25 protein-coding genes are annotated in these 24638 nt (G+C 65.6%); 7 read left to right on the top strand and 18 right to left on the bottom strand.

Translation table 11 applies throughout. The features are described from left to right. Positions 1-44: 44 nt before the first annotated feature. Positions 45-383 (bottom strand): phasin family protein, encoded by a 339-nt coding sequence (locus tag CIT39_RS20345; RefSeq protein WP_094977481.1) that lies wholly within the window; start codon positions 381-383, stop codon positions 45-47. 387 nt (positions 384-770) lie between these two features. Between CIT39_RS20345 and CIT39_RS20350 the strand changes: the two genes are divergently transcribed. Continuing rightward, on the top strand, positions 771-2600 hold the full coding sequence (locus CIT39_RS20350) for a D-alanyl-D-alanine carboxypeptidase (RefSeq protein ID WP_094977480.1): 1830 nt from the start codon (positions 771-773) through the stop codon (positions 2598-2600). 237 nt (positions 2601-2837) lie between these two features. On the opposite strand, the gene CIT39_RS20355 is transcribed toward CIT39_RS20350, so the two are convergent. The 4 genes from CIT39_RS20355 to CIT39_RS20370 form a co-directional block, all read right to left on the bottom strand. Next, a complete protein-coding gene (locus CIT39_RS20355; protein WP_094977479.1) occupies positions 2838-3563 on the bottom strand; it encodes a DnaJ domain-containing protein in 726 nt (241 codons plus the stop codon). Positions 3564-3627: 64 nt separating this feature from the next. Then, complete coding sequence (locus CIT39_RS20360) at positions 3628-4377, bottom strand: vWA domain-containing protein (protein WP_094977478.1); 750 nt, start codon at positions 4375-4377, stop codon at positions 3628-3630. Positions 4378-4510: 133 nt separating this feature from the next. Continuing rightward, positions 4511-5371: an alpha/beta fold hydrolase gene (locus tag CIT39_RS20365; RefSeq protein WP_094977477.1), complete on the bottom strand. Its 861-nt coding sequence runs from the start codon at positions 5369-5371 to the stop codon at positions 4511-4513. A 342-nt stretch (positions 5372-5713) separates the two neighbouring features. Further along, complete coding sequence (locus CIT39_RS20370) at positions 5714-6637, bottom strand: division plane positioning ATPase MipZ (protein WP_094977476.1); 924 nt, start codon at positions 6635-6637, stop codon at positions 5714-5716. A gap of 282 nt (positions 6638-6919) precedes the next feature. Here CIT39_RS20370 and panC point away from each other — a divergent pair, with 282 nt between their 5' ends. Then, complete coding sequence (gene panC / locus CIT39_RS20375) at positions 6920-7771, top strand: pantoate--beta-alanine ligase (protein ID WP_094977475.1); 852 nt, start codon at positions 6920-6922, stop codon at positions 7769-7771. Here the strand turns inward: panC and CIT39_RS20380 are convergent. The 4 genes from CIT39_RS20380 to CIT39_RS20395 all read right to left on the bottom strand — a co-directional run bounded on the left by CIT39_RS20380 (position 7768) and on the right by CIT39_RS20395 (position 10545). Then, on the bottom strand, positions 7768-8208 hold the full coding sequence (locus CIT39_RS20380) for a DUF1489 family protein (protein ID WP_094977474.1): 441 nt from the start codon (positions 8206-8208) through the stop codon (positions 7768-7770). The genes panC and CIT39_RS20380 overlap by 4 nt on opposite strands. Positions 8209-8250: 42 nt before the next feature. After that, positions 8251-9213 carry a hypothetical protein gene (locus tag CIT39_RS20385; RefSeq protein ID WP_094977473.1) on the bottom strand — a complete coding sequence of 321 codons (963 nt, stop codon included), beginning with the start codon at positions 9211-9213 and terminating at the stop codon, positions 8251-8253. A gap of 159 nt (positions 9214-9372) precedes the next feature. After that, a complete protein-coding gene (locus CIT39_RS20390; RefSeq protein WP_018321158.1) occupies positions 9373-9576 on the bottom strand; it encodes a hypothetical protein in 204 nt (67 codons plus the stop codon). Between the two features lie 306 nt (positions 9577-9882). Continuing rightward, positions 9883-10545 carry a glutathione S-transferase family protein gene (locus CIT39_RS20395; RefSeq protein WP_094977472.1) on the bottom strand — a complete coding sequence of 221 codons (663 nt, stop codon included), beginning with the start codon at positions 10543-10545 and terminating at the stop codon, positions 9883-9885. 135 nt (positions 10546-10680) lie between these two features. On the opposite strand from CIT39_RS20395, the gene CIT39_RS20400 reads away from it, so the two are divergent. Then, a complete protein-coding gene (locus CIT39_RS20400) occupies positions 10681-11397 on the top strand; it encodes a DUF599 domain-containing protein (protein WP_094977471.1) in 717 nt (238 codons plus the stop codon). Positions 11398-12335: 938 nt separating this feature from the next. Here the strand turns inward: CIT39_RS20400 and CIT39_RS20405 are convergent. The 4 genes from CIT39_RS20405 to mgtE all read right to left on the bottom strand — a co-directional run bounded on the left by CIT39_RS20405 (position 12336) and on the right by mgtE (position 16229). Next, positions 12336-13277, bottom strand: a complete 942-nt coding sequence (locus CIT39_RS20405; protein WP_094971874.1) for a hypothetical protein — start codon at positions 13275-13277, stop codon at positions 12336-12338. Between the two features lie 49 nt (positions 13278-13326). Next, a complete protein-coding gene (locus tag CIT39_RS20410; RefSeq protein WP_094971875.1) occupies positions 13327-14145 on the bottom strand; it encodes an aldo/keto reductase in 819 nt (272 codons plus the stop codon). A gap of 167 nt (positions 14146-14312) precedes the next feature. Further along, a complete protein-coding gene (locus tag CIT39_RS20415; protein ID WP_094971876.1) occupies positions 14313-14630 on the bottom strand; it encodes a helix-turn-helix domain-containing protein in 318 nt (105 codons plus the stop codon). 177 nt (positions 14631-14807) lie between these two features. Continuing rightward, entirely contained in the window at positions 14808-16229 is a 1422-nt protein-coding gene (mgtE, locus tag CIT39_RS20420) for a magnesium transporter (protein ID WP_094971877.1), read from the bottom strand. A 115-nt stretch (positions 16230-16344) separates the two neighbouring features. Between mgtE and CIT39_RS20425 the strand changes: the two genes are divergently transcribed. Beyond that, a complete protein-coding gene (locus CIT39_RS20425; protein WP_162308595.1) occupies positions 16345-17118 on the top strand; it encodes a polysaccharide deacetylase family protein in 774 nt (257 codons plus the stop codon). A 177-nt stretch (positions 17119-17295) separates the two neighbouring features. Beyond that, positions 17296-18564 (top strand): polysaccharide deacetylase family protein, encoded by a 1269-nt coding sequence (locus CIT39_RS20430; protein WP_094972478.1) that lies wholly within the window; start codon positions 17296-17298, stop codon positions 18562-18564. A 4-nt stretch (positions 18565-18568) separates the two neighbouring features. Here CIT39_RS20430 and CIT39_RS20435 read toward each other — a convergent pair whose 3' ends face one another. Next, positions 18569-18943, bottom strand: a complete 375-nt coding sequence (locus CIT39_RS20435; protein ID WP_094971879.1) for a hypothetical protein — start codon at positions 18941-18943, stop codon at positions 18569-18571. Positions 18944-19199: 256 nt separating this feature from the next. Here CIT39_RS20435 and CIT39_RS20440 point away from each other — a divergent pair, with 256 nt between their 5' ends. Next, a complete protein-coding gene (locus CIT39_RS20440; protein ID WP_162308596.1) occupies positions 19200-19457 on the top strand; it encodes a hypothetical protein in 258 nt (85 codons plus the stop codon). Positions 19458-19486: 29 nt separating this feature from the next. Here the strand turns inward: CIT39_RS20440 and CIT39_RS20445 are convergent, their stop codons facing one another. Next, complete coding sequence (locus tag CIT39_RS20445) at positions 19487-20701, bottom strand: ABC transporter substrate-binding protein (protein ID WP_094971880.1); 1215 nt, start codon at positions 20699-20701, stop codon at positions 19487-19489. A gap of 171 nt (positions 20702-20872) precedes the next feature. After that, complete coding sequence (locus CIT39_RS20450; protein ID WP_094971881.1) at positions 20873-21559, bottom strand: DJ-1/PfpI family protein; 687 nt, start codon at positions 21557-21559, stop codon at positions 20873-20875. A gap of 91 nt (positions 21560-21650) precedes the next feature. Here CIT39_RS20450 and CIT39_RS20455 point away from each other — a divergent pair, with 91 nt between their 5' ends. Then, a complete protein-coding gene (locus CIT39_RS20455) occupies positions 21651-22610 on the top strand; it encodes a GlxA family transcriptional regulator (protein ID WP_094971882.1) in 960 nt (319 codons plus the stop codon). Positions 22611-22612: 2 nt separating this feature from the next. On the opposite strand, the gene CIT39_RS20460 is transcribed toward CIT39_RS20455, so the two are convergent. Beyond that, on the bottom strand, positions 22613-23512 hold the full coding sequence (locus CIT39_RS20460) for an NAD(P)/FAD-dependent oxidoreductase (RefSeq protein WP_094971883.1): 900 nt from the start codon (positions 23510-23512) through the stop codon (positions 22613-22615). Continuing rightward, on the bottom strand, positions 23509-24585 hold the full coding sequence (locus CIT39_RS20465) for a flavodoxin family protein (protein WP_094971884.1): 1077 nt from the start codon (positions 24583-24585) through the stop codon (positions 23509-23511). The genes CIT39_RS20460 and CIT39_RS20465 overlap by 4 nt, the downstream gene beginning before the upstream one ends. Positions 24586-24638 lie beyond the last annotated feature (53 nt).

Consider the following 24638-nt stretch of genomic DNA (forward strand, 5'->3'; position numbering starts at 1 on the left):
GCTGGTTCAGCCGGGCTTTTCGATTCCAGGACGTCCTGAAAAAATTACTGAGCGGCCGGGGTGAACTTCGACACGATGGTCTCGACCGGCTTGAACGCCTGCTTGGCGAGGTCGCTGTAGAGGCCGGCGATCTTCTGCGATTCCGCAACGAAGGTCTCGTAGGCGGAACGGGCGAAATCGGTCTGCGCTTCCATGGCCTTGTCCAGCGACTTCACGCCGGAAAGCTTCTCGACGAAGGACTTGGTGTCTTCGAACGACTTCTTCGTATAGTCGCCATAGGCGCTGGCGATCGCCTGGAGGCCGTGCTGCACCGAGGTCGCGGAGGCGACGTACTGCTCGAAGTGCTCTTTCCCGTAGCTCTGAAAGTCTTCAACCTTGAACATTTCGGAATCCTTTTCCCTGGCTCGCGTCGGGAAGCCCCGGCTCCCTGACTCTGCCCACAATTAGTGCAACGCACAAAAAAGTCAATAAATTTGTGCGTCGCACAAAATTCGACGCAAATCGCGGAAATTCCCGGGGTTTCCCGCAAGGGTTCTTTAAGCTTTTGGAAACTCCGGGCCCCTACCCTGATTCCTGGACGTGTTCAGCTTCCGCAGACGGTCAAAAGCCGTTTGAGAACATCACCTTAGCCAGAATAGCGGTTCAGGCCCAACGTCCCCCGCGGCGAACACCAGCGGACGGACAGCCTGAGCAGGTAATGATCCCGGGTCCATTGGGCACAATTTCGCCTCACGAGCCGGTGATCAGTTGAGAAACGGGGACGGGGTTCCATGCTTCGTAAAAACTTGTCTTCCTCGCGCTTGGCGCGGGTTGGCGTTTTCGGGCTTCTTACGGTCACCACCGCGGTCATCTTCACCACTGATGCCGCCGAGGCGCGGCGTCATCGCCGCCATTACGCGCACCACCGGGTGCAGCGCGATGTGTCCGAGAGTTCCAGCCCGAAATTCGCGTCCATCATCGTCGACGGCAATTCCGGCGCGGTGCTGCAGGCGACCAGCCCGGACGGGATCCGCCACCCCGCCTCGCTCACCAAGATCATGACGCTCTATCTGCTGTTCGAGCGTCTCGAGTCCGGGAAGATGAAGCTCGACACCGAGATGCCGGTGTCCCAGCACGCCGCCGATCAGGATCCGACCAAGCTGAACTTGCGCGCCGGCCAGACCATTCGCGTCGAGGACGCGATCAAGGGTCTCGTCACCCGCTCCGCCAACGACGCAGCCGTCGTGATCGCGGAAGCGATCGGCGGCGACGAAGACGACTTCGCCCAGATGATGACGCGCAAGGCGCGCTCGCTCGGCATGTCCAAGACGGTGTACCGCAACGCCAACGGCCTTCCCAACGACGAGCAGGTGACGACCGCGCGCGACCAGGCCACGCTCGGCCGCGCCATCCAGGAGCGCTTCCCGCGTTACTATCGCTATTTCGCGACCTCGACGTTCAACTGGCGCGGACAGTCGATCCGCAACCACAATCACCTGCTCGGCAGTGTCGAGGGCGTGGACGGCATCAAGACCGGCTACACCCGCGCCTCCGGCTTCAATCTCGTGACCTCGATGCGCCGCGGCAACCGTCATCTGATCGGTGTCGTGCTCGGCGGCCGCAGCGGCGGCTCGCGTGATGCGATCATGCGCAACCTGCTCGCGGAGAACCTCGAGAAGGGCGCGACCACCCACACCGTCGCCGCGGTCACGGAGCGCAACGGCGCTGACGCCAGCACGGAAATCGCCGACGCTTCGCCTGCGCCGGCCCGTCCGGTCCCGCAGGTTCAGGCCGCTTCTGCCCCTGCTCCTGAATCCGCTCAGTCGCGTCTCGCCGCACGGCTGTCGACGCTCGCGGCTGCGACGGCCGCGGTGCCGCCGGCCCCGATCAAGCCCGAAGTCCGGGCGACGGAATCCAGGATCGAGCCGGCGCCGCTCACCAACGGCGTGATCTCGAGCCAGCCGCTCTCCATCATCCCCGGCTCGTCCGAGCCGATGAAGCCGGTTCGGGTCAAGACGGTTCAGGTCAAGGGCGGCGCCGTGAAGATCGCCTCCGCCGCCTCCGCTCAGGTCGCCCCGCCGATCACCAACGCCATTCCGACCCGGTCCGACGTCGCGGAAACCTCCGGCGCCGTCGTCGCCCGGGCCGATCTCATCAACAAGCCCGAAATCGTCAGCCAGTCGGAAGCGCCGAAGGCCGAGATGGCCCGCACCGAGTTGCCGCGTCAGCCGACGGGCTTCGGCACCGGCAACGGCATCCTCGGGGTGCTGCCGGCCGCAACGGCCGCCGCGCCCGTCCCGTCCGCTCCGAAGCTCGCCTCCGCCGATCCGATGTCGATCCAGATGAGCGCCACCACCAAGCCGGTGGTCACCCACAGCGGCTGGATCGTCCAGGTCGGTGCGCTCGAGAGCGAGAACGAGGCCCAGCAGCGCATCGACGCCGCGCGCAGTTCGGCCCGCGGCCTGCTCAGCAAGGCCGATCCGTTCACCGAGCCTGTCGTCGCCAAGGACAACCGCAAGCTCTACCGCGCCCGCTTCGCCGGGCTCGATCGCGACCAGGCCGAAGCGGTCTGCCGCACCCTGAAGCGCGCCGAGATCTCCTGCATGACCGTCCGCAACTGATCTTTCGCAACCCTCCGATCAAATGCCCGCGCCCTGCGCGGGCATTTTTGTTTTGGGGATGCGGTGATGCCCAGAGCGGTTCGTGAGAACTCAGTTCCGCGACAACCTCTCGTCAAGGATTTACGGTTAAAACTTTACGCAAGAGATCAACCACGCCGACAAGGCGGGTGTCAGGGCGACGGCAGACAGAGCAAGCGGAGCTCACGCGGTACGGGCGTTTGTAGCGTGGTGCCGGAGTTAGCCGTTATGCGTGCGAAGCAGAGTATCCTTGGCCTCGTTTACACGGGCAGCCAGGTAGTTCGACCCCCCCTGGTCGGGATGGAGTTTCTTCATCAGGGACTTGTGGGCCCGGCTGATGTCGTCGCGCCCCGCCCCCGGCTGCAGGCCAAGGATCTGATAGGCCTCCTCCGCCGTCATTTTGCCGCTCGCCGCCGGGCGGCGCTGCCCCCCTGCCGCGTCGCCCTGCGCGTTCTGACGCCAGGCGGGAAACCGGCGGTCCAGATAGCTTTCAAGTAAGGCTACGCTCTCGGCATCGAACGTCGGGACCATGGCCAGCAGGCTGGCGAGATCGAACTCGCCGAGATCGCGCCCGGCGTGAGGCCCGACGACGATCTGCCCGCCGAGCTGGCCGGAGCCGTGGTCGAGCCGCATATCCAGGAATTGCGAGCGCACGCGCGAGGATTGCCCTGACGCGGGCGCAGCGCCGCCGCCGAACAGCCCCCCGACATTGCCGAAACTGGCATTTGCCAGCGGCGTCCAGCCCAGCAGCCCGGCGCCGAAAATCCCGAGCGGGATCGCTACCACCAGTTCGCCCTTCAGCCCCGTGAAGGCTGCGACCGCCAGCGCCACCACGCCGCCGCCGAATTTGACCGCGCGCGCCAGCGCCGCCGGGTTGGCCGAGCGGAACATCTGGAGCAGCAAGTAGAGCGTGATAATTGCGATAGCGCCGGCAATCAGGGTCATGACCGGAATATAGTCGCCCTCGCGGCAAAATGCATGGCATACGCCCGGCCGCGACGCCCGAGCGCTACTTCATCTGGCCGATCAGCCTGGCCGCTCCGCTCGCGGTCTTCGCCAGCTTCAACAGGGCCTCGCGACCGCCGGCGGCATAGGCCGCAGCAGCCCGCAGCAGCTCGCGCAACTGCGCTGCAGCGCCCGGATCGAACCGGCACCAGGCACCGCCGGTCAGGCGCGCGATCTCGCGAAAGGCCTGCTCGGCGACGGCGTCATGCCCCTCCTGAAACACGAACACGGGCACGTTGAGCATGCCGAGCTCGCCGGCCTTGGCGCAGAGCTCGTCGACCTTCTCCTCCATGGCATCGCCGACGAAGACGACGGCGCGCACGCCCGATGCGACCGCCTCGCGCCGCGCTTCGGTCAGCACCTTGCCGATCTGGGTGTCGCCGCCGCGGCAATCGATCTTGCTCATCAACGCCGCAAGCCTGGTGCTGTCGGAGATCCACCCGGTGGCGCGACACTCGCTGAAGCCGCGATAATAGACCAGCCGGATGTCGAGACTGCCAAGCGCGGCGGTCTCACGAAACATGTCGGCCTGCAGCGCGCAGGCCATGTCCCAGGTCGGCTGCCGGCTCATCGTCGCATCCAGCGCGAAGATCAGCCGCCCCTTCGCCCCCGGCGCATGCGGCGACAGCGCATGCGCCTTGGCCACGAAGGCGGCGATGTCTTCCGCAGTCGACGTTCCGGCCTGCGGCACCGCGCGGCCTGCTTGCGCCGAGACGGCATCGCCGCTGCGCGGTTTGATGGGTTCTCCCGACATCCCTTGACCCTGCGTGGGCGGTTAATGTGGTTAGCGCAAACAGCCCGGTCAATGTGCAAAGCCCCCGCCGGCAGAGGCTGGCGGGGGCTTTGCAGATCGTGACTGACGATGGGGGCGCCGTCGGGAGAAGGCGTCAGCTCTTGGCAGGCGCCATCAAGGCGACCGGACCGGGCTCGAGGATTTTCGGCGGCGACGAATGCGTATCGACCGGTCCAACCTCGCTGTCGGTCGCGCTCAGGAATTTGTCGAGCATGCCCTGGATCGAGCTCTTGGCGACATCCGGACCGGTGTCGCGCATGTCGTTGTGCTGGAATTCGGTCTTCACGACCTGGATGCCCGCCTTCTCGCATTCCTCGTCGGTCGGAATCACGCCTGCATCGGTCTTGAACTGCGGATCGTGCGAGCGGAACGACAGGATCTTGAACTTGCCGGCGGTGACGAAGGGCACGCGCAGATTGTCGAGCGTGACGACCTTCTTGACCTCATCCGGATACTGCTTGGCGAAATACATCGTGATGTCGCCGCCCATGGAATGGCCAACCATCGTGACCTTGTCGTAGTCGGCGTTGGGCTGAACCTTCTTCATCTCCTGCACGGCGAGATGGATGTTGGCGACGCCGCGCAGGATCTGCGGCAGGCGGCCGACGTAGAGCTCGCCGGGCTTGGTCACCATCGGAGGATCGGTCGGCAGATCGTGCTGCGGGCTCAGGACCATGTAGCCGCGCGCAGCGAAGATGTTGGCGAGGAAGCCGTACTCGGTGTTCTTGACGGTGTTGCCGTGATTGATCACTGCGACCGGCAGCGTGATCATGCCGGCATTGGCCTGCATCTCCTTGTCGCGGCGCACCGCGATTTGCACGGGCACCGGGCGATTATCGCGCGAGGCGTCGTAGAAGGTGATGGTCTCGTGCTTGATGGCCCACTTGCTCGCCGTGAAATAGGCGATGCCGCAGAGAGCACTGACGGAAACCAGAACGGCAATTCCACGCTTCATTTTCGTCCTCAGCCTCAGGCGCTTCGGCCTGAATCCCTGTTGAAAATCGTGTTCTTCCGGAGCTCTTTGGCCCCTTGTCGCCTATCGCTAATATATGTCACAGGCGCGTGACAGGAAGGCTAAATATTGTGAACCTGCAGCCCTTTCGTTGTGCGGCGCACACGTTTTCTGGGCACCCCATCCTCGCCAAGTTATTTCAGGGTGCACGTCACCATCCGACGCAACCGGTCTCGATTGGGTTCAATTTCAGGGTCAACGTAAGGTGAAAACGGCCGAACGCAGCCTCAGTTCCCGCGAGAACCCGGCCCTCAGGTCGATCGGAAGTAGTGATATACCGCCGTCTCAGGCGCCGAGGATGTCGTGGACTTCGAGCGGCTTGTCGACCTGGTTGAACCACTCGGCCCGATTGGCGGCGCGACGGCGGCCGCGCTCATCCAGCGGCAGCTTGAGCTGGCGGAGCAGGCTCGTCACCTCCTCCCGCGCGGTGAGATGGCCGAGATTGGGCCGCATGCCGAGCGTAGCCTCGTCGATCTCATCGAGGGCGGTCAGGCCGCGCGGGAAAAATTCGCGATAGACGACGCGTTCGGCGAAGCCGTCGACGTAGCGGAAGCCGAGCCGCAGCGACAGATCCTTCAACCCCTCGGCGACCAGCTGCTTGTTGCGCGAGCCGAGCATGGACAGCCGATTGCGCACGACGATCCAGTCGGTGGTCGCGCCATCGAGTTGGCGGCGCTTGCGCCTGACGTCGCGCACCATCTCGGCGTAATGGCTCTCGCCCGTCACCGCGTAGGTGGCGGGATCGACGGTGCCGAGCACGTCGAAATCCAGGAAGCTGTCGTTGATCGGCGTGACCAGCGTGTCGGCCATCGAGTGTGCGAGGCGCATGAGGTAGCTGTCGGTGCCCGGCGTATCGATGACGATGAAGTCGAAGCTGCTCTCGACCGCCGAGACGGCCTCCATGAATTGCTGGAACTCGGAGTTCTCGTTCTCGGCGACCTGCATGGTCTCGCCGAGCTTGATGCAGCGGTGCGTCGGCAACTCGAGCCCGAGCCCGGTGCGTCGCGCCCAGGCGGCACGGTTGCCGATGTAGTGCGTGAAGCTCTGCTGACGACAGTCGAGGTCGATGGTGGCGACGCGCTGGCCGGCCTTGAGGAGCGCAACGGCGATGTGCAGGGCGGTGGTCGACTTGCCGGAGCCGCCCTTCTCGTTGCCGAGCACGACCACATGCGCCGAGCCGGATTGGCCTTGGCTAGCCTGCACAAGCATGGCGATCCTCAACACCTCAAGTGAATATCTTCGAGTTGGCCGCGTCTGCGGTCAAGTGAAATGCGTGACAGGTCATGCAAATCGTGCTGCGCCGTTCTTGATCATGAATAGCAGCGCCAATCTTCGTGTGTAATCCAGACCACAATGCCGCGAAGCCGTGCGCGACCATGCGGGATGCTGTGCCGCATCGGGATGCATGGCGTCCACGATCGCCGCTTGTTAAGGTTAGTCGCCCTGGCGCCAGGTCATGGCGCGCCGATTCTAAAACCCTGTCGAGTCCTGATGTCAGCAAGCCCCTTGATCACCCGCACGGTCCCGACCTTGCGCCGCGCTGTCGACAATCTCCGCAAGCGAAAGGCCACCATCGCGCTGGTGCCGACCATGGGGGCCCTCCATGACGGGCATGTGTCTCTCGTCCGCCTCGCCAAGCGGCGCGCCAGCCGCGTCGTGGTCTCGATCTTCGTCAACCCGACCCAGTTCGCCCCGACCGAGGATTTCGGCAACTATCCGCGCACCTGGAAGGCCGACATCGCCAAGCTCGCGGCCGAGGACGTCGATATCGTCTGGCACCCCGGCATCGCGGCGATGTATCCGGAGGGCTTCGCCACGCGAATCGTGCCGGAGGGACCGGCGCTCGCCGGCCTCGAGGACCGATTCCGCCCGCACTTCTTCGGCGGCGTCGCCACCGTGGTCGGCAAGCTGTTCACGCAAGTCCGGCCGGACTTCGCGATCTTCGGCGAAAAGGATTTTCAGCAGTTGCGGGTGGTGACGCAGATGGCGCGGGACCTCGACCTCGGGGTGAAGGTCGTCGGCTCCCGCACCGTGCGCGAGCGCGACGGGCTCGCTATGTCCTCGCGCAACGTCTATCTGTCGCCCGAGGAGCGGCAGACCGCCGCCGTCCTCTACCGTGCCATGAAGGACAGCGCCGGCCGCATCCGTGCCGGCGAAGCGGTCGCGTCGGCCATGAGGCGCGGCGCCGCGACGATCGAGGCAGCCGGCTTTGCGCTCGATTATTACGAGGCGCGCCATGCCGAGACGCTGGCGCCGGTCACTTCACGCAAGGACGGCCCGCTGCGGATCCTGGTCGCGGCCAAGCTGGGCACGACCCGGCTGATCGACAATATCGCGGTCTAGAGCAGCCCGAGATCGCGCAATTCGCGCCGCATCGGCTCCGGCATCGCCGCGATGGAGCCGGCGGCGGATTTGCCGAGATCGGTCGGCACGGAATCATCAGTGAGATAGCGCCAGCCCTGGAACGGACGCATCGGCCGCGGCGACACCGAGACGACCTTCGGCTGCATCACGATGCGGCAGCGCCCGATGCCGTCCTTGTCGCGGAACGGCTCGATGCCGATGATTTTTTCCCGCGCGGCGATCTCGCCCTTGATCACCCAGTAGAGCGACCCGCCCGCGAGGATCTCGGCGTCGCGCTTGGGCACCATGCGGGTGATGTGGATGTGATGTTGCGGCAGACCCTTCTTCTTGGCGGTCTGCATCCGTTCGGCGATCCACTCCTTCAATTCCTTGACGGATTCGCAGCCAACGGCGAGCTTGATCAGATGTAGCGGCATGCCCAAGCATTAGCCGGGCAGCACCGCATTTGGAATGCCGATCTACTCGTTATCCGCAGCCGCGGGAGCCGCAACCGACGCCGGCGGCGGTGCGAGCGGAACCGGTGCCGCAGGGGCACGCGCAGCCTTCGGAGCCGGCGGCTTCTTCGCGGCCGGCGCGGCGGCTTGTGCCGAAGCGGCTGCCGGCGCGCGCGGTGCCGGCGCCGCCTGACGCGTCGTCGCGGTGGGCTCCGGATTCATGATGCTCACCGGCGGTGTCGACGCGGCGCTCGGGAACTCAGCGCTGGTCGGCTTGCCCGTCGGCATCGAGGGCGGCAGCCCGGCGAGCGCGGCAGTGGCCGGCATCGGCACCGTTGCAGGCGCGTTCCAGGTCGGCGCATGGCGCGCGACCAGCGTGTCGTAGAGATGGGAATCCATGTTGGCGGCAACCTGCTGCTGGTCGGTCAGCGAGCGGAACGCGGCGCAGTCGAACTGCGTGCAGCCGTCCCGCACGACCAGCACCTGCGCCACGAGGCCGTAGCGATCGCGCTCCAGCGCCTTGCGCAGCACTTTCATGTCCGTCGTCAGGCTCTTCTCGGCGGTCGCGGCGTCACCGAGCGCGGTCAGCCGGTCGATTCGGGCCGCGGTATAGGAGACGGCCGCAGCCGCGGCATCCGGCGAGCCGAACAGGGCCTTCTCGCAACCAATGGCGACCGTATCGCCGGCGAGATCGTCGAGACAGGACAGAGCCGGCAGGCTCGCGATGACCGTGTTGTTTTGCGCGCGCGCCTCGGTCGGCGCGTCCTGCCCCGACGGTCCGTAGACGCGCATGGTGGCCGCTCCGGCGATCGCGATGGACAGCAGCGTGATCACCGTCAGCGCACCATTGGCGATCGACCTGTCGGCGCGCGACAGCGTGATCAGCAGGATCAATCCGAAGAATCCCGCAGCCGCCAGCGTCATCCACATCGGAAAGGCCGGCGAGCGCCAGATTTGGTCGAGCGAAGTGGCCCAAGCCCAGTTCATGCGCGACGTCCCCTCACGCGAGCAGAGAGCAAATGGTCAAGCGAGCACCGCGAGTCGGCAACTGCCCCCACGCCCAGCTTGCGAAGGTGAAGCTGGCCTTTTGACGGCGGCAGAACACAATTTCCGCAGGAGGCGCGAATGCGCGGGGGGCGTCAGTCTTCAGGAGAGCGCGAGCTGGCTTTCCTTGGCGACGCGTTCGAAGGCTTCGGTCGAGCTCTTGATCCGGTACTGGCAGTCGTCGCCGTCGGTCGGCAGCAGGCGGATGACCTCGTACGAGCCGCTGGCAGCTGGGCGCGCGACGTTGCTTGCCGTGAACAAAACGCGCGTTCCAATCGGAAATTTGTGCTTCAACACCCTCTCCATCACTCAAACAGCGCCTGCCTCGCCCATGGTCCCACTGCGACGGCCGACTAGAAACCCACGTGCTGTATAGCACGCAGCCAGCCGTTTTGGCCAGTGCGATGCCAGCATGGCAAACGCGCAAATCCTGCAGTCTTTTCATAATGATAGGGATGCAACCGGCGGGCCGATGATACCGTCGGGGGCCGCATGTTCAGGCGGCATGTCGCAGGGCCGGTCGCAGCCCGGGTATCCCATGGCACCGTCGATGTCTGGAACCCGAGCGCCGCCAGCGGGCACACAGCCAGCGGCCTCGTTCGGAACCGGCAGTCAGGCGTCCTCGAACTTCGCGATGACGAGGGTTTCGGCCAGCCCGTCGCGGGTCCATTCCTGGAACGCCGGCAGCGCCATCATCGTCTCCATGTAGGCCGTGGTGTCGGGCGCGACGTCGATCGCATAGGTGCGCAGGCGGTGCACCACCGGCGCGTACATCGCGTCCGCCGCGCCGAAGCGGCCGAACAGGAATGGACCCTTGGCACCGTAGCGCGTGCGGCATTCGCGCCAGATCTCCTCGATACGCGCGACGTTGGCCTTGGCGTCGGCCGACAGCGCCACGGGCCGGATCGGCCGGTGCAGGTTCATGCCGCATTCATTGCGCAGGGGCACGAATCCGGAATGCATCTCGGCGCAAACCGACCGGGCATGCGCGCGCGCGGCGACATCGTCGGGCCACAGCTTCACTTCGGGATAGCGCTCGGCGATGTATTCGATGATGGCAAGCGAGTCCCACACCGTGACGTCGCCGTCGACCAGCACCGGCACCTTGCCGGCACGGCTGAAGGACAGGATCTGCTCCTTGTCCGCGGGGTCGTCGGTGTAGAGCGGGATCAGCGTCTCCACGAACGGGATGTCGTTGGCGCGAAGCGCGAGCCAGGGCCGCATCGACCATGACGAGTAGTTCTTGTTGCCGATCGCGAGTTTCAGCGCAGCCATGTCATCAGTCCTTCCCGAAACGTGCTGGAGCGAGCCGCTTTTAACGCCATCGCCTGCCGCCAATCAATCGTTGCTGCGCCCCGCCGTGCGTGGCAATCGTTGCCGTCCTCGCCAAGAGACGGACATGAGACAGACATGAGCAGGCATTGGGTCGACATCACCGCCGTCGGCTTCTTCATCATCGAATGGCTGGTCTATGCCTTGACGCTTGAGCATTCGGCCTACGGCCGCGACAGCCTGTCGGCGCGCATGAACCGCTATCGCGAGGTCTGGGTGCGCCGGCTGCTCGATCGTGAGACGCGCATGGTGGACATGCAGATCATGGCCTCGCTGCAGAGCGGAACCGCCTTCTTCGCCTCGACCAGCCTGATCGCGCTCGGCGGCGCGCTGGCGCTGCTGCACGCCACCAACGACGCCATCATGATTTTGAGCAAGCTGCCGATCGACCTCAGCACTTCGCCGGCGATGTGGGAGCTGAAATGCGTCGGCCTCGTGCTGATCTGCGTCTATGCCTTCTTCAAATTCGCCTGGGCCTATCGCCTGTTCAACTATGTCGCGATCCTGTTCGGCGGCATGCCGCCGGCCGAGCGGCGCGACACACCGGAGGCCGAGGCCCATGTTATCCGCACGGCACGCCTGTTCGAATCCGCCGGCCGCCATTTCAACCGCGGCCAGCGCGCTTTTTTCTTCGCGCTCGGCTATCTCGGCTGGTTCGTCAGCCCCTGGCTGCTGTTTGTGACCACGGCCGCCGTGGTGGTGGTGACGTGGCGGCGGCAGTTCGCGTCCAGCGCATGGGCGGCGATGGCGCCGGAGGTGGCGGATGGCGATGCGGGAATGAAGCGCGGTCATTGAGGCGTCCGTCGCGCACGTGTTCTCCACATCGTCATTGCAATACGCGAGTGCAGATCCCAGCGGCGGTGCCGTAGGGTGGGCAAAGGCGCCAGCGCCGTGCCCACCATCTCCCTCCATGAGCAACAAGGCGTGGGCACGCTGCGCTTTGCCCACCCTACGAGATTCGGCTTGTGGCAGGCAGTTCGGCTTGCAGACACGGCTTCTCGTTCTCGCGGCGCATTTCGCCCGAGCTTTGCTTCATCGCTCGACCCTCAATCCAAGAGGGCACAGGGAAGGCCGGGTGCCGGCTGGCACCCGCGGTCCGCTGCGCGAAATGCACGCGCAAAAAAGACCGCACAGCAGCATACAGGTGTCGCCGATCACTCGGCCTTCCCTGCGCAGTGGCTGGACGGCTTATGCCGTGATCTCCCGGGAGCCGACCATTCCTTCTGGCCTCCCTCGCCCCGCGAATTTGGATGATGCAGTCTGCCCGGTTGGGCTCGCTCGCACCTTCGCGAAAGACTTGACCGTGGCAACGACGGCCAGGACCACACGGTTTTGCCGTACGCACGGCCCGCCATGTCGCCGCAGTATTCCCGAGCTCCGTCGACAGAGCCGGAAACTTACGAGCGAGACGAAGCCTAGCAGCGCCGTCGTCCGCACGCGGTTACGGACTCACAGGGACTACCCGCCCTGCCCGCACCTCTCATGCCGACGCTGCCGCGTCCACCGCAACCCCGGCTCGCGAACATGACGACGACACGTCGCCCCTCTTGGGTGAGCCGGGATGGACGACACATACGCCGAAACCGAATTTCGGTAAAGTGGAATATTTTTGCGCGCGTGGATTGACAGAGGGCGACACAGGCGCGGTGCCGTAGCCCGGGTGAGCGGAACGATACCCGGGATTTCGACGGGCACTGTCCCGGGTATCGCTGCGCTCACCCGGGCTACGGGAGCTACCCGCCGAAATCGCGCGGGCTGAACGGCAGGTCCATGACCTTCCATTCGCCGTACAGATTGGCCGGCAGCATCTTGTAAGGCTGGCAGTCCTGGAGCGCGCTCATGGCGGACTTCATGAGCGCCACGCCTTTCGCGGACGGCGGCGCCTCGATCAGGATCGGCTCGCGCGCCAGCGTGCCGTCGGTCGCAAACACCGCGCGCAGCTTGATGCGAACGGCGTCGGTGGGGCTTAGTCCGGCCGGCAATTTCGCACAGCTGCGCAAATGGCGACGAAGCTCGGCGATGACTTCAGCCGGCAACTTGGCTGCGATCGAATCCTTGGCATCGCCGCCATCGTCCTTGGGGGATTCCTTCGGCAGCTCCGGCGGCAATTCCGGCGGCAGGCCTAGCATGACGCCGTACTTGACGGTGACGTCAGGTTGCGCAGCCTGATAGGCCGGCGGTGGCGCGGACTGGGGCGGCGGTTGCTGTGCCTCCGGCTGCGGCATCGCCTGAGGCGGTTGCGGCAGCGGCTGAGGCTGTTGTTGCTGCGGCGGCTGCTGTTGCGGCGGGGACTGTTGCGGCTGCGCGGCGGCCTCGCGCGGCTTAGGCGTCTGCGCGGGCTGCGGCTGCTTCTGCTGCGCCGGCTGCTGCGACGATTGCGGCGAAGCCTGCGGCTTGTCCGCGGGCTTCGGCGCTGGGTCTGCCTTGTCGGTGACATCCAGCTTCGGCAGCTTGAACTCGGGCTCCGGCGGCTTCTCCTTGGCCGCCTCCTTCGCCCCCTGCTGCTTGATCTCTTCCTTCACCTGCTCCGGCGTGACGATGTCGACGGTCACGGCCTCCGGCTGCTGGCTGCGAAACGGATGGACCTCGCTGATCACGATGATCAGCGCCACCAGCGTCAGATGCGCGATTGCTGACGCCGCAATGTCCGTCCGTATGATCTTCCGCAGTTCCATCGACCGATCTTGGGTTGCCGTCGCGGTCCTAGCATACCCCAGCTCCCTCTCAATCCCATTTTGGTGCGAAGCCGAAGTCGGTCAGCCGGCCCTTCGGACTGGCGAGCGCGGCGATCCGGCTCATCTCGTCTTCCGACAGCTCGAAATCGAAGATCTCGATGTTCTCGGACAGGCGTTCGACGCGCGAGGTGCGCGGGATCGCAGCGACGTTCTGCTGCACCAGCCAGCGCAGGCAGACCTGTGCCGGCGACTTGTGGTGGGCGCGTCCGATCTCGCCGAGCGTCTGATCCGACTTGATGCGTCCTCTGGCGATCGGGCTGTAGGCGACGAGTGCAAGCCCGTGCTGGTCGCAGGCCGCCCTCACCTTCGACTGGTCGAGATAGGGGTGATACTCGACCTGGTTGCAGACCAGCGGCTCCGGCGACAGCGCGACCGCCTGCTCGATCAGCGCCACCGTGAAATTGGAGACGCCGATGTGACGGGTCAGCCCCATCGTCTTCGCATGCGACAGCGCGCCTAGCGTCTCCGCCAGCGGCACGTGCGAATTGGGCCAGTGCAGCAGCAACAGATCGACGGAGGGAAGCCGTAAGCGAGCCAGGCTCTCCTTGACCGAGCGCTCGAGATCGTGCGGCGCGAAATGGGTGGTCCAGACCTTGGTGGTGAGGAAGACATCGTCGCGGCGCACGCCCGAGGCGCGCAAGCCGTCGCCGACCTCGCGTTCATTGTCGTAGGCCTGCGCGGTGTCGATGTGGCGATAGCCGAGCCGCAGCGCCTGCTCGACCACGCGGGCGGCAGGTCTTCCGCTCAGCTCCCAGGTCCCGAGCCCGATCGCCGGGATCCGTGCGCCATTGGCCTCGACGAACAGCATGAGGGCTCCTTTTCTGTTGCGCAGCCCCTGACATCATCAGGCCTCATTATGGACCCGGCCCACGACGCTGCCAACGGAAGGCCGCGGCAGTTCAGCGGGATATTTGCCGCAATGCTAACGGGAGGTTCGCGTCGGGCCTGGCAGCCCTCAACGTCAGGGCTTTGGCGTCAGGCTTTGGCGAGCGCCTGGAACACCGTATCCGGGGCGTGCGCGATCACCGCGAGCAGCGCGCGGGCCGGTCCCCGCGGAGCGCGCTTGCCCTGTTCCCAATTGCGGATGGTCTCGACGGGAACGCCGAGCTTGGCGGCGAACTCCATCTGGGTCAGGCAGGCGCGGCGGCGCAGATCGCGCACCGCGAGCGAAGAAGTATCGGCCGGAGCGGCAGCGACCGTGGGCTCGACCGGAGACGGCTGGACCGGAAATTCCTGTCCGTCCCGCATCTCGACGACCCGTCCGTCCGCCTTCAGCCGCAACCGCATGTCCAGTCCCCCAAGCGCGGGCGATGATGCGGCAGGTCGCTTAAGGTGGGATTAAAGATAGTTGGCGTCATTCCGGAGCGCGCGGAGCGCGAGCCCGGAATCCATCGTGAACCGGAGTACGTCGACAAATGGATTCCGGGCTCGCGCCAAGTGGCGCGCCCCGGAATGACGGTGGGGTGAGACCTACCTCAGCCCGAACCAGAGCGTTGCGATCCCGAGGAACGAGAAGAACCCGACCACATCCGTCACCGTGGTGACGAATGTCCCCGACGCCACCGCCGGATCGGCCCTGACGCGTTCGAGCGCCATCGGGATCAGGATGCCGCCGAGCGCGCCGGCGACGAGGTTGACGATAATCGCAAGCCCGATGACGATGCCGAGGCCCGGGATCTTGAACCAGGCTACCGCCGCGATCCCCGTGATCACGGCAAAGGCGAGCCCGTTGACGAGACCGACCATGCCTTCGCGCATCACCACGCGCCAGGCGTTGGAAGCGCCGAGTTCGCGCGTCGCCAAAGCCCGCACCGCGACCGTCATGGTCTGGGTGGCGGCATTGCCGCCCTGGCTCGCGACGATCGGCGCCAGCACGGCGAGCGCGACCATCTTCTCCAGCTGCCCCTCGAACAGGCCGAGCACGGAGGACGCCAGGAAGGCGGTGGCGAGATTGACCAGCAGCCAGTTGAACCGCGCGCGCGCAATGGTGAACACGGTGTCTGACAATTCTTCGTCGCTGGTGACGCCGCCGAGCGCCTTGAGGTCCTCCTCCGCCTCCTCCTCGATGACGTCGACGACGTCGTCGACGGTGATGACTCCGACGAGGCGGTCCTGGGTGTCGAGCACGGGCGCGGCGACGAGATTGTACTTGCCGAACATGCGCGCCACCTCCTCCTGGTCCTCCAGGACGGAGACGCGTCGGCGGTCCTCGTCGGTCAGTTCGGTGAGCGGCACCGGGCGGCGCGCCCGCAGCAGCACGTCGAGCGAGACCGCACCCTGCCAGTGCTGATCCTTGTCGACGACGTAGATCTCGTAGAAGCGGTCCGGCAGATCCGGCGTCTCGCGCATGTAGTCGATCGCCTGGCCCACCGTGAAATCCTGGGGCACCGCGATGAACTCGTTCTGCATCCGGCGTCCGGCCGAGTTCTCCGGATACAGCAGGCTGCGTTCGAGCGCGACACGCTCCTTGAGCGGCAGCTTCTCGAGGATCTCCTCCTGATCCGCCTGGTCGAGGGTTTCGAGCAGCTCCACCGCGTCGTCGGATTCGAGCTCGCGAACGCCTTCCGCGACGGTCTCCGGCGGCAGTTCCTCGAGGATGTCCTCGCGTACGCCCTCGTCGAGCTCGTTCAGTGCGGAGAAGTCGAAATCGCGCCCGGTCAGCTCGACCAGGCGGACCCGGTCGTCGGGCTCGAGCGCGCCGATGAGATCGCCGAGATCGGCCTCGTGCAGCTCGGCGACGCAGGCGCGTAGCGAGGCGCTGTCGCCGGCCTCGATCGCACGGGCGATTTCCTCGACGAATTCGTGCCTGATATCGCCGTCTTCATTGCGCATCGGCACGTGGTCGAGTACCGAATCCGCAGCGGTCGGGGCACCGTCCATATGTTCATCCATGGTGCGCCTCGCCGTTTGACAGGTTGGATCTGGTGGCCTGAGCTGACGGTCAGGCAATACCCACAAGGCAAAGCCGAGCGCAATGACAAAGATGCTTCGACGGAGGTGGACCTCGATGTCATCGGGCGCAGCCCTCGCTACCTTGATCGGCATCGCTTCGGCCGTGGCCGCCGAGTGTCCGCGCAAGGACGCGCTCGGCACCTCGCGCGTGCTGAGCGTCGATGCCAGGACCACGCCGCGCGTGGGCCTGAAGAGCTTTCCGCAGACGCTGCCACTCGCCGATCACGAGGTCGTGCTGACCTTCGACGACGGACCGAACCCGCCGACGACGTCGAAGGTGCTGGCGGCGCTGGCGCAGGAATGCGTGCGTGCGACCTTCTTCCTGATCGGCCTGCACGCCAGCCAGCAGCCGGACATGGTCAAGCGCATCGCCCGCGAGGGCCACACCATCGGCCACCACACCTTCTCGCATCCGTTCATGGCGCGGATCCCGTTCGACAAGGCCAAGAGCGAGATCGACCGCGGCATCGCGGCCGACGAGATGGCGCTGCACGGCACCTCGACGACGACGCCCTCGACGCCGTTCTTCCGCTTCCCCTATTTCGATGCGACGCAAGCGCAGCTCGACCTGCTCCAGTCGCGCGGCATCGTGGTATTCGGCGCCGACCTCTGGGCCAGCGACTGGAACGAGATGACGCCGGAGCAGGAACTGAAGCTGGTCACGGAGCGCCTTGCGGCGGCCGGCAAGGGCATCATCCTGTTTCACGACCCCAAGGCGCGGACCGCCGCGATCATGCCTGCCTTCCTGCGGTATCTGAGGGAGAACGGATATCGGGTGGTCCACATCGTGCCGGCCGGCGCGCCTCAGAAGAATGCCGATGCGCGCTGATGCCGGAAAGTCACGCCGGCGCAAAATGGGGTGATCCGAGCCCTATTAACACTCCGTTCATGCTACCCGATGCAAATGGAATGGGACTTTGCAATGGGAAAGGCTCTTGGTGCCTGAACCGTTTCCTGCTGTCTCCGACCTACTATGGCGGCAATCGCGTATGAGGCAGACGGGTTCATGATCGGAAGTGGCGTTGTCCTGCGGACGCGATCGTGGATCGTCCTTTGCCTCGGATTCCTGACGGTCGGTGCACCGGCGGCGCTTGCGGCCGACTGTCCCGGCCATCCCGACGCGCTCGGGACCTCCCGCACCCTGGTGGTCGATCCGCGCGAGCATCCGCGGATCGGCACCATGCAGTACCGCGAGACGCTGCCCCTGAAGGACCATGAGGTCGTCCTGACCTTCGACGATGGTCCGCTGCCGAAATATTCCAATCAGGTCCTCAAGATGCTCGACGACGAGTGCATCAAGGCGACCTTCTTCATCATCGGCAGCCAGGCCAAGGCGAACCCCGAAGGCGTGCGCAAGCTGGTGGCGGCGGGCCACACCGTCGGCACCCACAGCATGAACCATCCGCTGACCTTCAACCGGATGCCGGCCGAAAAATTCGAACCCGAGATCAACGGCGGCATCGAGTGGACCTCGGCCGCGATGACCGATCCGTCCAAGCTGGCGCCGTTCTTCCGCATTCCCGGCCTGATGCGCGCCGAGGGCGTCGAGGACTATCTGATCTCGCGCGGCATCCAGGTGTGGAGCGCCGACTTCCCGGCCGACGACTGGCGCCATGTGTCGTCCGACCGCGTCTATCAGCTCGCGATCCAGCGACTGGAGGCCAAGGGCAAGGGCATCTTGCTGCTGCACGACATCCAGGCCCGCACGGTCGCGGCGCTGCCAAAAATCATCCGCGACCTCAAGGCGCGCGGCTATCGCATCGTCCATGTTGTACCGGCGACCCCCGAGCGGCCGGCGACGCCGACCACGCCGGTGGAATGGCTGCTGCATCCGCCGACCGAGACCGTGCCTATCGCGCGCTGGCCTTCCGTTCCGAGCTTCGTGTTCACGCAGACCAGGACGCTTCCGGCGCCCGCGCTCGCCGACCTCAATGCGCAGACCGGGCATCAGCCGCTGCTGCCGCGCCGGACCAAGGGGCAATTAGACGTCGCATCCGCCCTGCCCGTGCCCGGCCGCGCCCTGTTTGCGATTCCGGAAGGCTCGGTCGAGGTGCTGCTGTCGACGACATTGTCGCGGCGTGCCGCGGCGCGGCTGGCAATGGCCGCCGAGACGCCGCATGCGGCCAGGGGCAAGACGGCAAAGGGTAAGGTAGCCAGGCTCCAGGGCCGGCACATCGCGCATGCGGCAGCGGCCGCGCCAAAGCCTGCCGCGCCGGCCAAGAGCGCGACGCCGCGCTCGACCCGCGTCGCCACCAGCGCGAAGAAGCGCGCTTAAACCCTCACTGCCGCATGATGGCGGCGACGCAGAGCAGCACGATCAGCGCCAGGAAGAACAGATCCATATAGGATTTGAGCTCGCCGTCGCGGCGCATCCGGGCAACGTCGGCGATCACCTGCTTGCGCGCGTTCGTTCCTCCGGAACCGTCATTGATCGGGCCCTGAAGGCGCCGCGTCTCCGCTTCCAGCTTCTCGATCTTCTGGAAGAAGTAGAACGCGCGCAGCGTCGAGGCGGCGCGCATCGCGGCATAGACCAGCACCAGGATCGCAAGGATCGCCCGGTTGGGATACTTCTCCATGAAGTTCAGGCTGAAATAGACCACCGCCATGAACGCGAAGTTGGTGAAGAAGCGATAGACGAAGCTGAGGAAAACCATGCTGGCTCGGGCCTTGAAGGGTACGCAGCCGGATGGTGCTGCGAATGCGGGATCGGGACCCAGACCGGGGGCTGGGTTGAGACGGCCCGTCTACGCCAACTTTGTTTCAACAAAGATACTGCATGTCGCCGCCTTTTAGCCACACGTCGCCATAATGCAAGCCGGAGATGCCTTGCAGCGCGCCCGCGACCTCTCAATGGCGATTTGGCGGAAGTCGCGATAGACTGGACGTTGCAGCCACATCCGGGGTCCGCCGATGCCGAAGAAGGGAATCACCGGCCACGACGATTGGGTTCTGACCGAGGCCCTCGCGACCGCCCTAGTCGCGCTGGAGCAGCTCGAACCGAAGCACCAGCCGAACGCGCATATGGACGACATCCGCAAGATGCTCGCGAACGGCAAGGAGCCCGCGGCAGTGAGCCTGCACCTCGCCCAGGCCAAATGCCGCCTGTTTCCCGACCTCGACCCGCTGCAGATCTACCGGGAATACGGCATCGGCGAGGAATATGGCTGACGGGGCCGGCCGCCCGCCCTGTCCTTATGCTAGTTTCGTGACGTCTTGAGCAACGGGCATTCGCTCTCGCTCAGCGGCATGAAGGCGTCCGCGGCAGGTATCTTCTCGACGACGTTGTAATAGTCCCAGGGCGTCTTCACGTCCGCGGGCTTCTTGACCTCGACGAGATAGAAATCGTGCACCAGCTTGTTGTCGGCGCGCAGCCGCGCGCCGCGGGCGTAGAAATCGTCGACCGGCATCGCGCGCATCTTGTCGAGCACCGCGTTGGTCTCGTCCGTTCCAGTTGCCGCAGCCGCTCTCAGATATTGCAGCACCGCGGAATAGACGGCGGCCTGCGGCGCGGTCGGCATGGCCTTGTGGAGCTTGTAGAATCTCTCGCCGAACGCGCGCGTCTCCTCGTTCAGGGCCCAGTACCAGGCGGTCACGGTCGTCAGCCCCTTGGCGGTTTCGACGCCCATGGCGTGCACGTCGGTCAGGAACATCAGCTCGGCGACCGGTTTCTGCGTCCCGACGTTCATGCCGAACTCGTGCCATTGCTTCATCACGGTCACGAGCTGCTCACCGGCATTGGCAAAGGCGACGACCTTGGCCTTCGAGGCCTGGGCTTGCAGCAGGAAGGAGCCGTAATCGGCATTTCCGAGCGGATGAAAGACGGCACCAAGCGACTTTGCCTTTCCTTCCGCAAGCACACGCTGGGACACTTCCACCATATTGCGTCCGAACGCGTAGTCGGCCGCGATGAAGAACCAGCTGTCGTAGCCTTGCGACACCAGCTTTCGGACCGATCCGGCGACCAGGTTGTAATTGTCGTGCAGCCACATCAGGCCGGTGCGCGAACATTGCTTGCCGCCGATCTCGGTGGTGCCGACCGCCGAATAGATGACGATCTTGTTCTTGTCGCGCGCAATCGACTGGATGGCGAGAGCCACCGCCGAATTGCCGACGTCGGCGACCATGTCGACGCCGTCAACGTCGAACCATTTGCGAACGATCTGGGCCCCTATGTCCGGCTTGTTCTGATGGTCGGCGACGATGATCTCCACCTTGATGTCCGGGGTCGCCTTCTGGAAATCCTCGACGGCCAACTTTGCGGCGATGACGGAGCCGGGCCCGGCCAGGTCCGACAGCGGTCCGGATTGATCGTTGACAATGCCGATCCTGACGACGCCGCCGGAGAAGTCGGCAGCCGCACTTCGCTCCGCCAGCGCTGCCGAACCCAGCGCCAGGATGAGGCCGAAGCTCATGCGGCAAAGCCAGCCGCGCGACGATAGCAATTCTCCAACACGACAAGGCGCCATTGCCCCCTCCGCTGTGACATCGCGACGGCATGTCGGCGATGATCGATCGATGTCCCCTCGCCGACAGCGCACCGTGCACCGATTCCCGCGGCGGCTCGGCCGGTCGAAGCTGCCTCGCTATCCCTGCCGCTGGACGGCCTTCCTGACGAACTCCAGCCGCCGCGCCTGCGCAGGCGCAACCCGTTCCTTCATGGCGGCGACGATTGCGGCGGGCGCCGTGTCCGGCGAGCCGGCGGCAAAGGGCGGTGCGGGATTGTACTCCATGCGCAGCTGGATCATCTCCGCCGCATCACGGCCTCGCAACATCGACACCAGGGTGAGCGCGAAATCGATACCGGCGGTGATGCCGCCGCCGGTCATGCGATTGCGATCGATGCAGACCCTCTCCAGCGACAGCTCGGCTCCGAACAACGGCAGCGCATCCCTCGCCGTCCAGTGCGTGGCCGCGCGATATCCCTTCAGCAGACCGGCCGCACCGAGCACGAGTGAGCCGGTACAGACCGACGTCAAATATTTCGCGCCCCTCTCCTGCTTTCGCAGAAACGCGAGGACGTCGTCGTCCAGCATCAGCTCGTCGGTGCCGTAGCCGCCGGGGACGCAGATCACGTCGAGCTGCGGGCAATCGGCGAAGGTGACGGTCGGCGTCAGCGCGATCACGGAATCGCTCGGCACGGGCTCGATGCGTTTCCAGATCAGATGCACCGTCACGTCGGGCAGGCTGGAGAAGACCTGGGCGGGCCCGGTGAGATCGAGCTGGGTGACACGCGGGAAAACCAGAAGACCGATCTGCAACGGGCCCGACATGTCCAACCTCGACAACGCGCTTGACGGTTGCAGCCTGCCATGTTGGCCTTGCGGTCGAAATGGCTTAATTCCCTCAATTCTGGACACGCCCATGATCGGCTTCCTGATCTTTCCCGAATTCCAGTTGCTGGATGCGGCCGGTCCGATCTCGGTGTTCGAGATCGCCAGGCGTCACACGCCGGACGCGCCGCGCGTGATCACGGTCGCAACGAAGGCGGGCGCCGTGCGCAGCTCGTCGGGCATCGAGATGCTGGCGCGCAATCTGCGATCGGCAAGCGCGGTGACGACGCTGTTCGTCGCGGGTGGAGAGGGTGTTGAGGCCGCGGCACGCTGCAAGACGACGATCGCCTTCATTCAACGACTCGCGAGCCGCGGCGTGCGCATCGCCAGCGTCTGCAACGGCGCCTATCTGCTCGCGCAGGCCGGACTGCTGGACGGCCGCTGCGCGACCACGCACTGGTCCTGCACCCGCGACTTCATCGGACGCTACCCGAAGGTGAGGCTCGAACCGGACCAGATCTTCATCCGCGACGATCGAGTGTGGACGTCGGCCGGCATCACGGCCGGGATCGATCTGGCGCTCGCCATGATCGCACAGGACCACGGCGAGGAGGTCTCGCAAGCGACCGCGCGGCAGTTGGTGCTCTATCATCGCCGCAGCGGCGGACAATCGCAGTTCTCGACCTTGCTGGAGCTCAAGACGCCGAACGGCCGCTTCGGCAGCCTTCTTTCATGGGTGCGCGAGAATCTGGATGCGCATCTCACGGTGGAGGCGCTGGCCGAACGCGCCGGATTGAGCACCCGGCATTTCGTCCGCTCCTTCATCGCCGAGACCGGATCGACGCCGACCAAGGCGGTCGAGCGCTTGCGGGTCGAGGTGGCGCGCGAGCGGGTGCAGTCCTCCGGAGAGGCCATCGAGCGCGTCGCCCAGTCCACGGGCTTTCGCGACCCCGAGCGGATGCGCAGAGCCTTCATCCGCGCATTCGGCCAGCCGCCGCAGTCGCTGCGACGCTCGGCGCGAAGCGTAAGCGAAGCGGCCGGTCGAACCTAGGGTCACGCCAGGCGGCGCGGCAGGCTGTGGTGGATCGTGCAGGCGGCAAGCGCGGCGTGACCGAATGCGACAGAGATCTGGTGCAGGTCGGTGACGACGTCGCCGATGCCGTAAAGACCGTCAACCGAGGTGCGCAAATGGTCGTCGACCTTCAGAAAGCCCTCCCCGCTATGCTCGGCGCCCAGCGAGACCGCGAGCTGCGAACGCACCTCGGCCCCCATCGCCGGATAGACCACATCGAACTGCATCGTCCGGCCACAGGCCAGGACAGCCTCGAGGCCTCCCACCCTCCGCCGCAGACGCAGGTCGGGCGCGGACACGATCTCGACTCCGGCCTCGGCCAGCTCCGATCTCGCGCTCTCGTCGTGGTCTTCTCCGGTTGCGAGCAGCGTCACCTCGCGCGAGTAACCGCGCAGGAACAGCGCCTTGCCGGCAGCCCGGCGAAGCGGGCCGACGATGCCGATGCGGCGGTCGATCGCCTCGAAGGCGTCGCAGACGGGACAATAGCGCAGCAGTCCGTCCGCGACCGCAGCGCGCCACTGCTCGAACGGAGGATGGATGTCGACGATGCCGCTGGCGAGGATGACGGTGGTGGCTTCGTGCGCGCCGCCGTTCCAGATCGCCTGAAAGCCGCCGTCGCGTCGCTGCAGGGCGGTGACCTCGGCTTCCACACGCACAACAGCGAGCTCGCCCAACTGCGCCGACATGCGCGCGATCAGGTCCGTGCCTGATAGTCCGTGGACGAAGCCCGGAACATTGTGGCTGCGCGGGATCAGCGCAGCCCGGCTGGCGCCGGCGTCCGCCACACAGACGCTGCGGCGGAAGCGTGCCAGATAGATCGCGGCCATCAGCCCGGCGGGGCCGCCACCGACGACCAGGCAGTCAAACCGCGCGGGCGTCATTTGGGATTCGGGTCCGCAAGACCGCGGCCGGGCTCCTGCAGGTGTCCGCTCCGCGCCAGCCGGACGGCGTTGCCCAGCGCGCGCGCCGCGTTCTGCACCTCCTGCTGGAATTCGCAGTCTTCATCGAGTGCGTGATGCGCGGTGGCATAGGGCTCCATGTAGCCGACATAGCCGTCGAGTTCGGCGAAGCGGCCCGCCGAGATCAGCTGCATGTCGGTCAGCCAATCCGACAAGCCGCGGCGCACGCCCTCGGCACCGACGGCATCGCCGTGAACGACGACACCGAAATGACGGCCGGCGAGATGACGCGGATAGGGCCATCCCTTCAGCTCCAGCGCCTTGGCTTCATCGGCCTTCTTGCCGTGCGTCGAGGTCGGGTCGGGATTGCCGCCATCGGCACAGACCATGCGGTCAATCATCGCCTTGAGCCCCGAGGGCACGTGATACCAGTTCACCGGCGTCACGATCAGGATGCCGTGGGCGGCGACCCACAGCGGATAGATCTCGTTCATCCAGTCGTCGGTCTGCCCCAGCGAATAGTTCGGATAGCAGCTGCAGGGCCAGTGGCAGAGCGGCATCGCGGTCGAGACGCAGGATTTGCAGGGATGGATCGTCTTGCCGAACTCCGAGGCGAGGCGCGACAGATCCAGGATATCCACGGCAAACCCCATCTCGACGAACACAGGTTCGGCCAGCTTGACCAGGCGCCAGGTCTTGGACATCTCGCCGGGACAGGTGTGCTCGCTGCGGGCCGAACCGTTGATGATCAGGATTCGCGGCGTCTCGTTCGCATCGTCGTGCCGTCGCTGTGCCTGGAGAATCCTGGCACGCGCGTCGAGCCAGTCGATGGCGATGTCGTAGTCGGGATCGGAAAAGCCTGCGCCCGCCTTCCGCGTCAACGGCGCCTTGCGCGAATGGCTGTAGGCGTCCCAGGCGGCTTCGGTGATGGCATCGAGCTCACGCTGGAGCGGGGCGAAGGCGGGATCGACGAACTGGCCCTTGTAACGCTGTTCGAATTCACCGCGCGACAGCTTGACGGGCGGCATCCCTTTGCGAATTTCGGCATCCGTCATGCTGGCTCCCGGCAAGGTGGGTCCTGCGACCAACCCGGGGCGCTCCGCGCGGT

The sequence above is a fragment of the Bradyrhizobium symbiodeficiens genome (assembly GCF_002266465.3).
Lineage (GTDB): Bacteria > Pseudomonadota > Alphaproteobacteria > Rhizobiales > Xanthobacteraceae > Bradyrhizobium > Bradyrhizobium symbiodeficiens.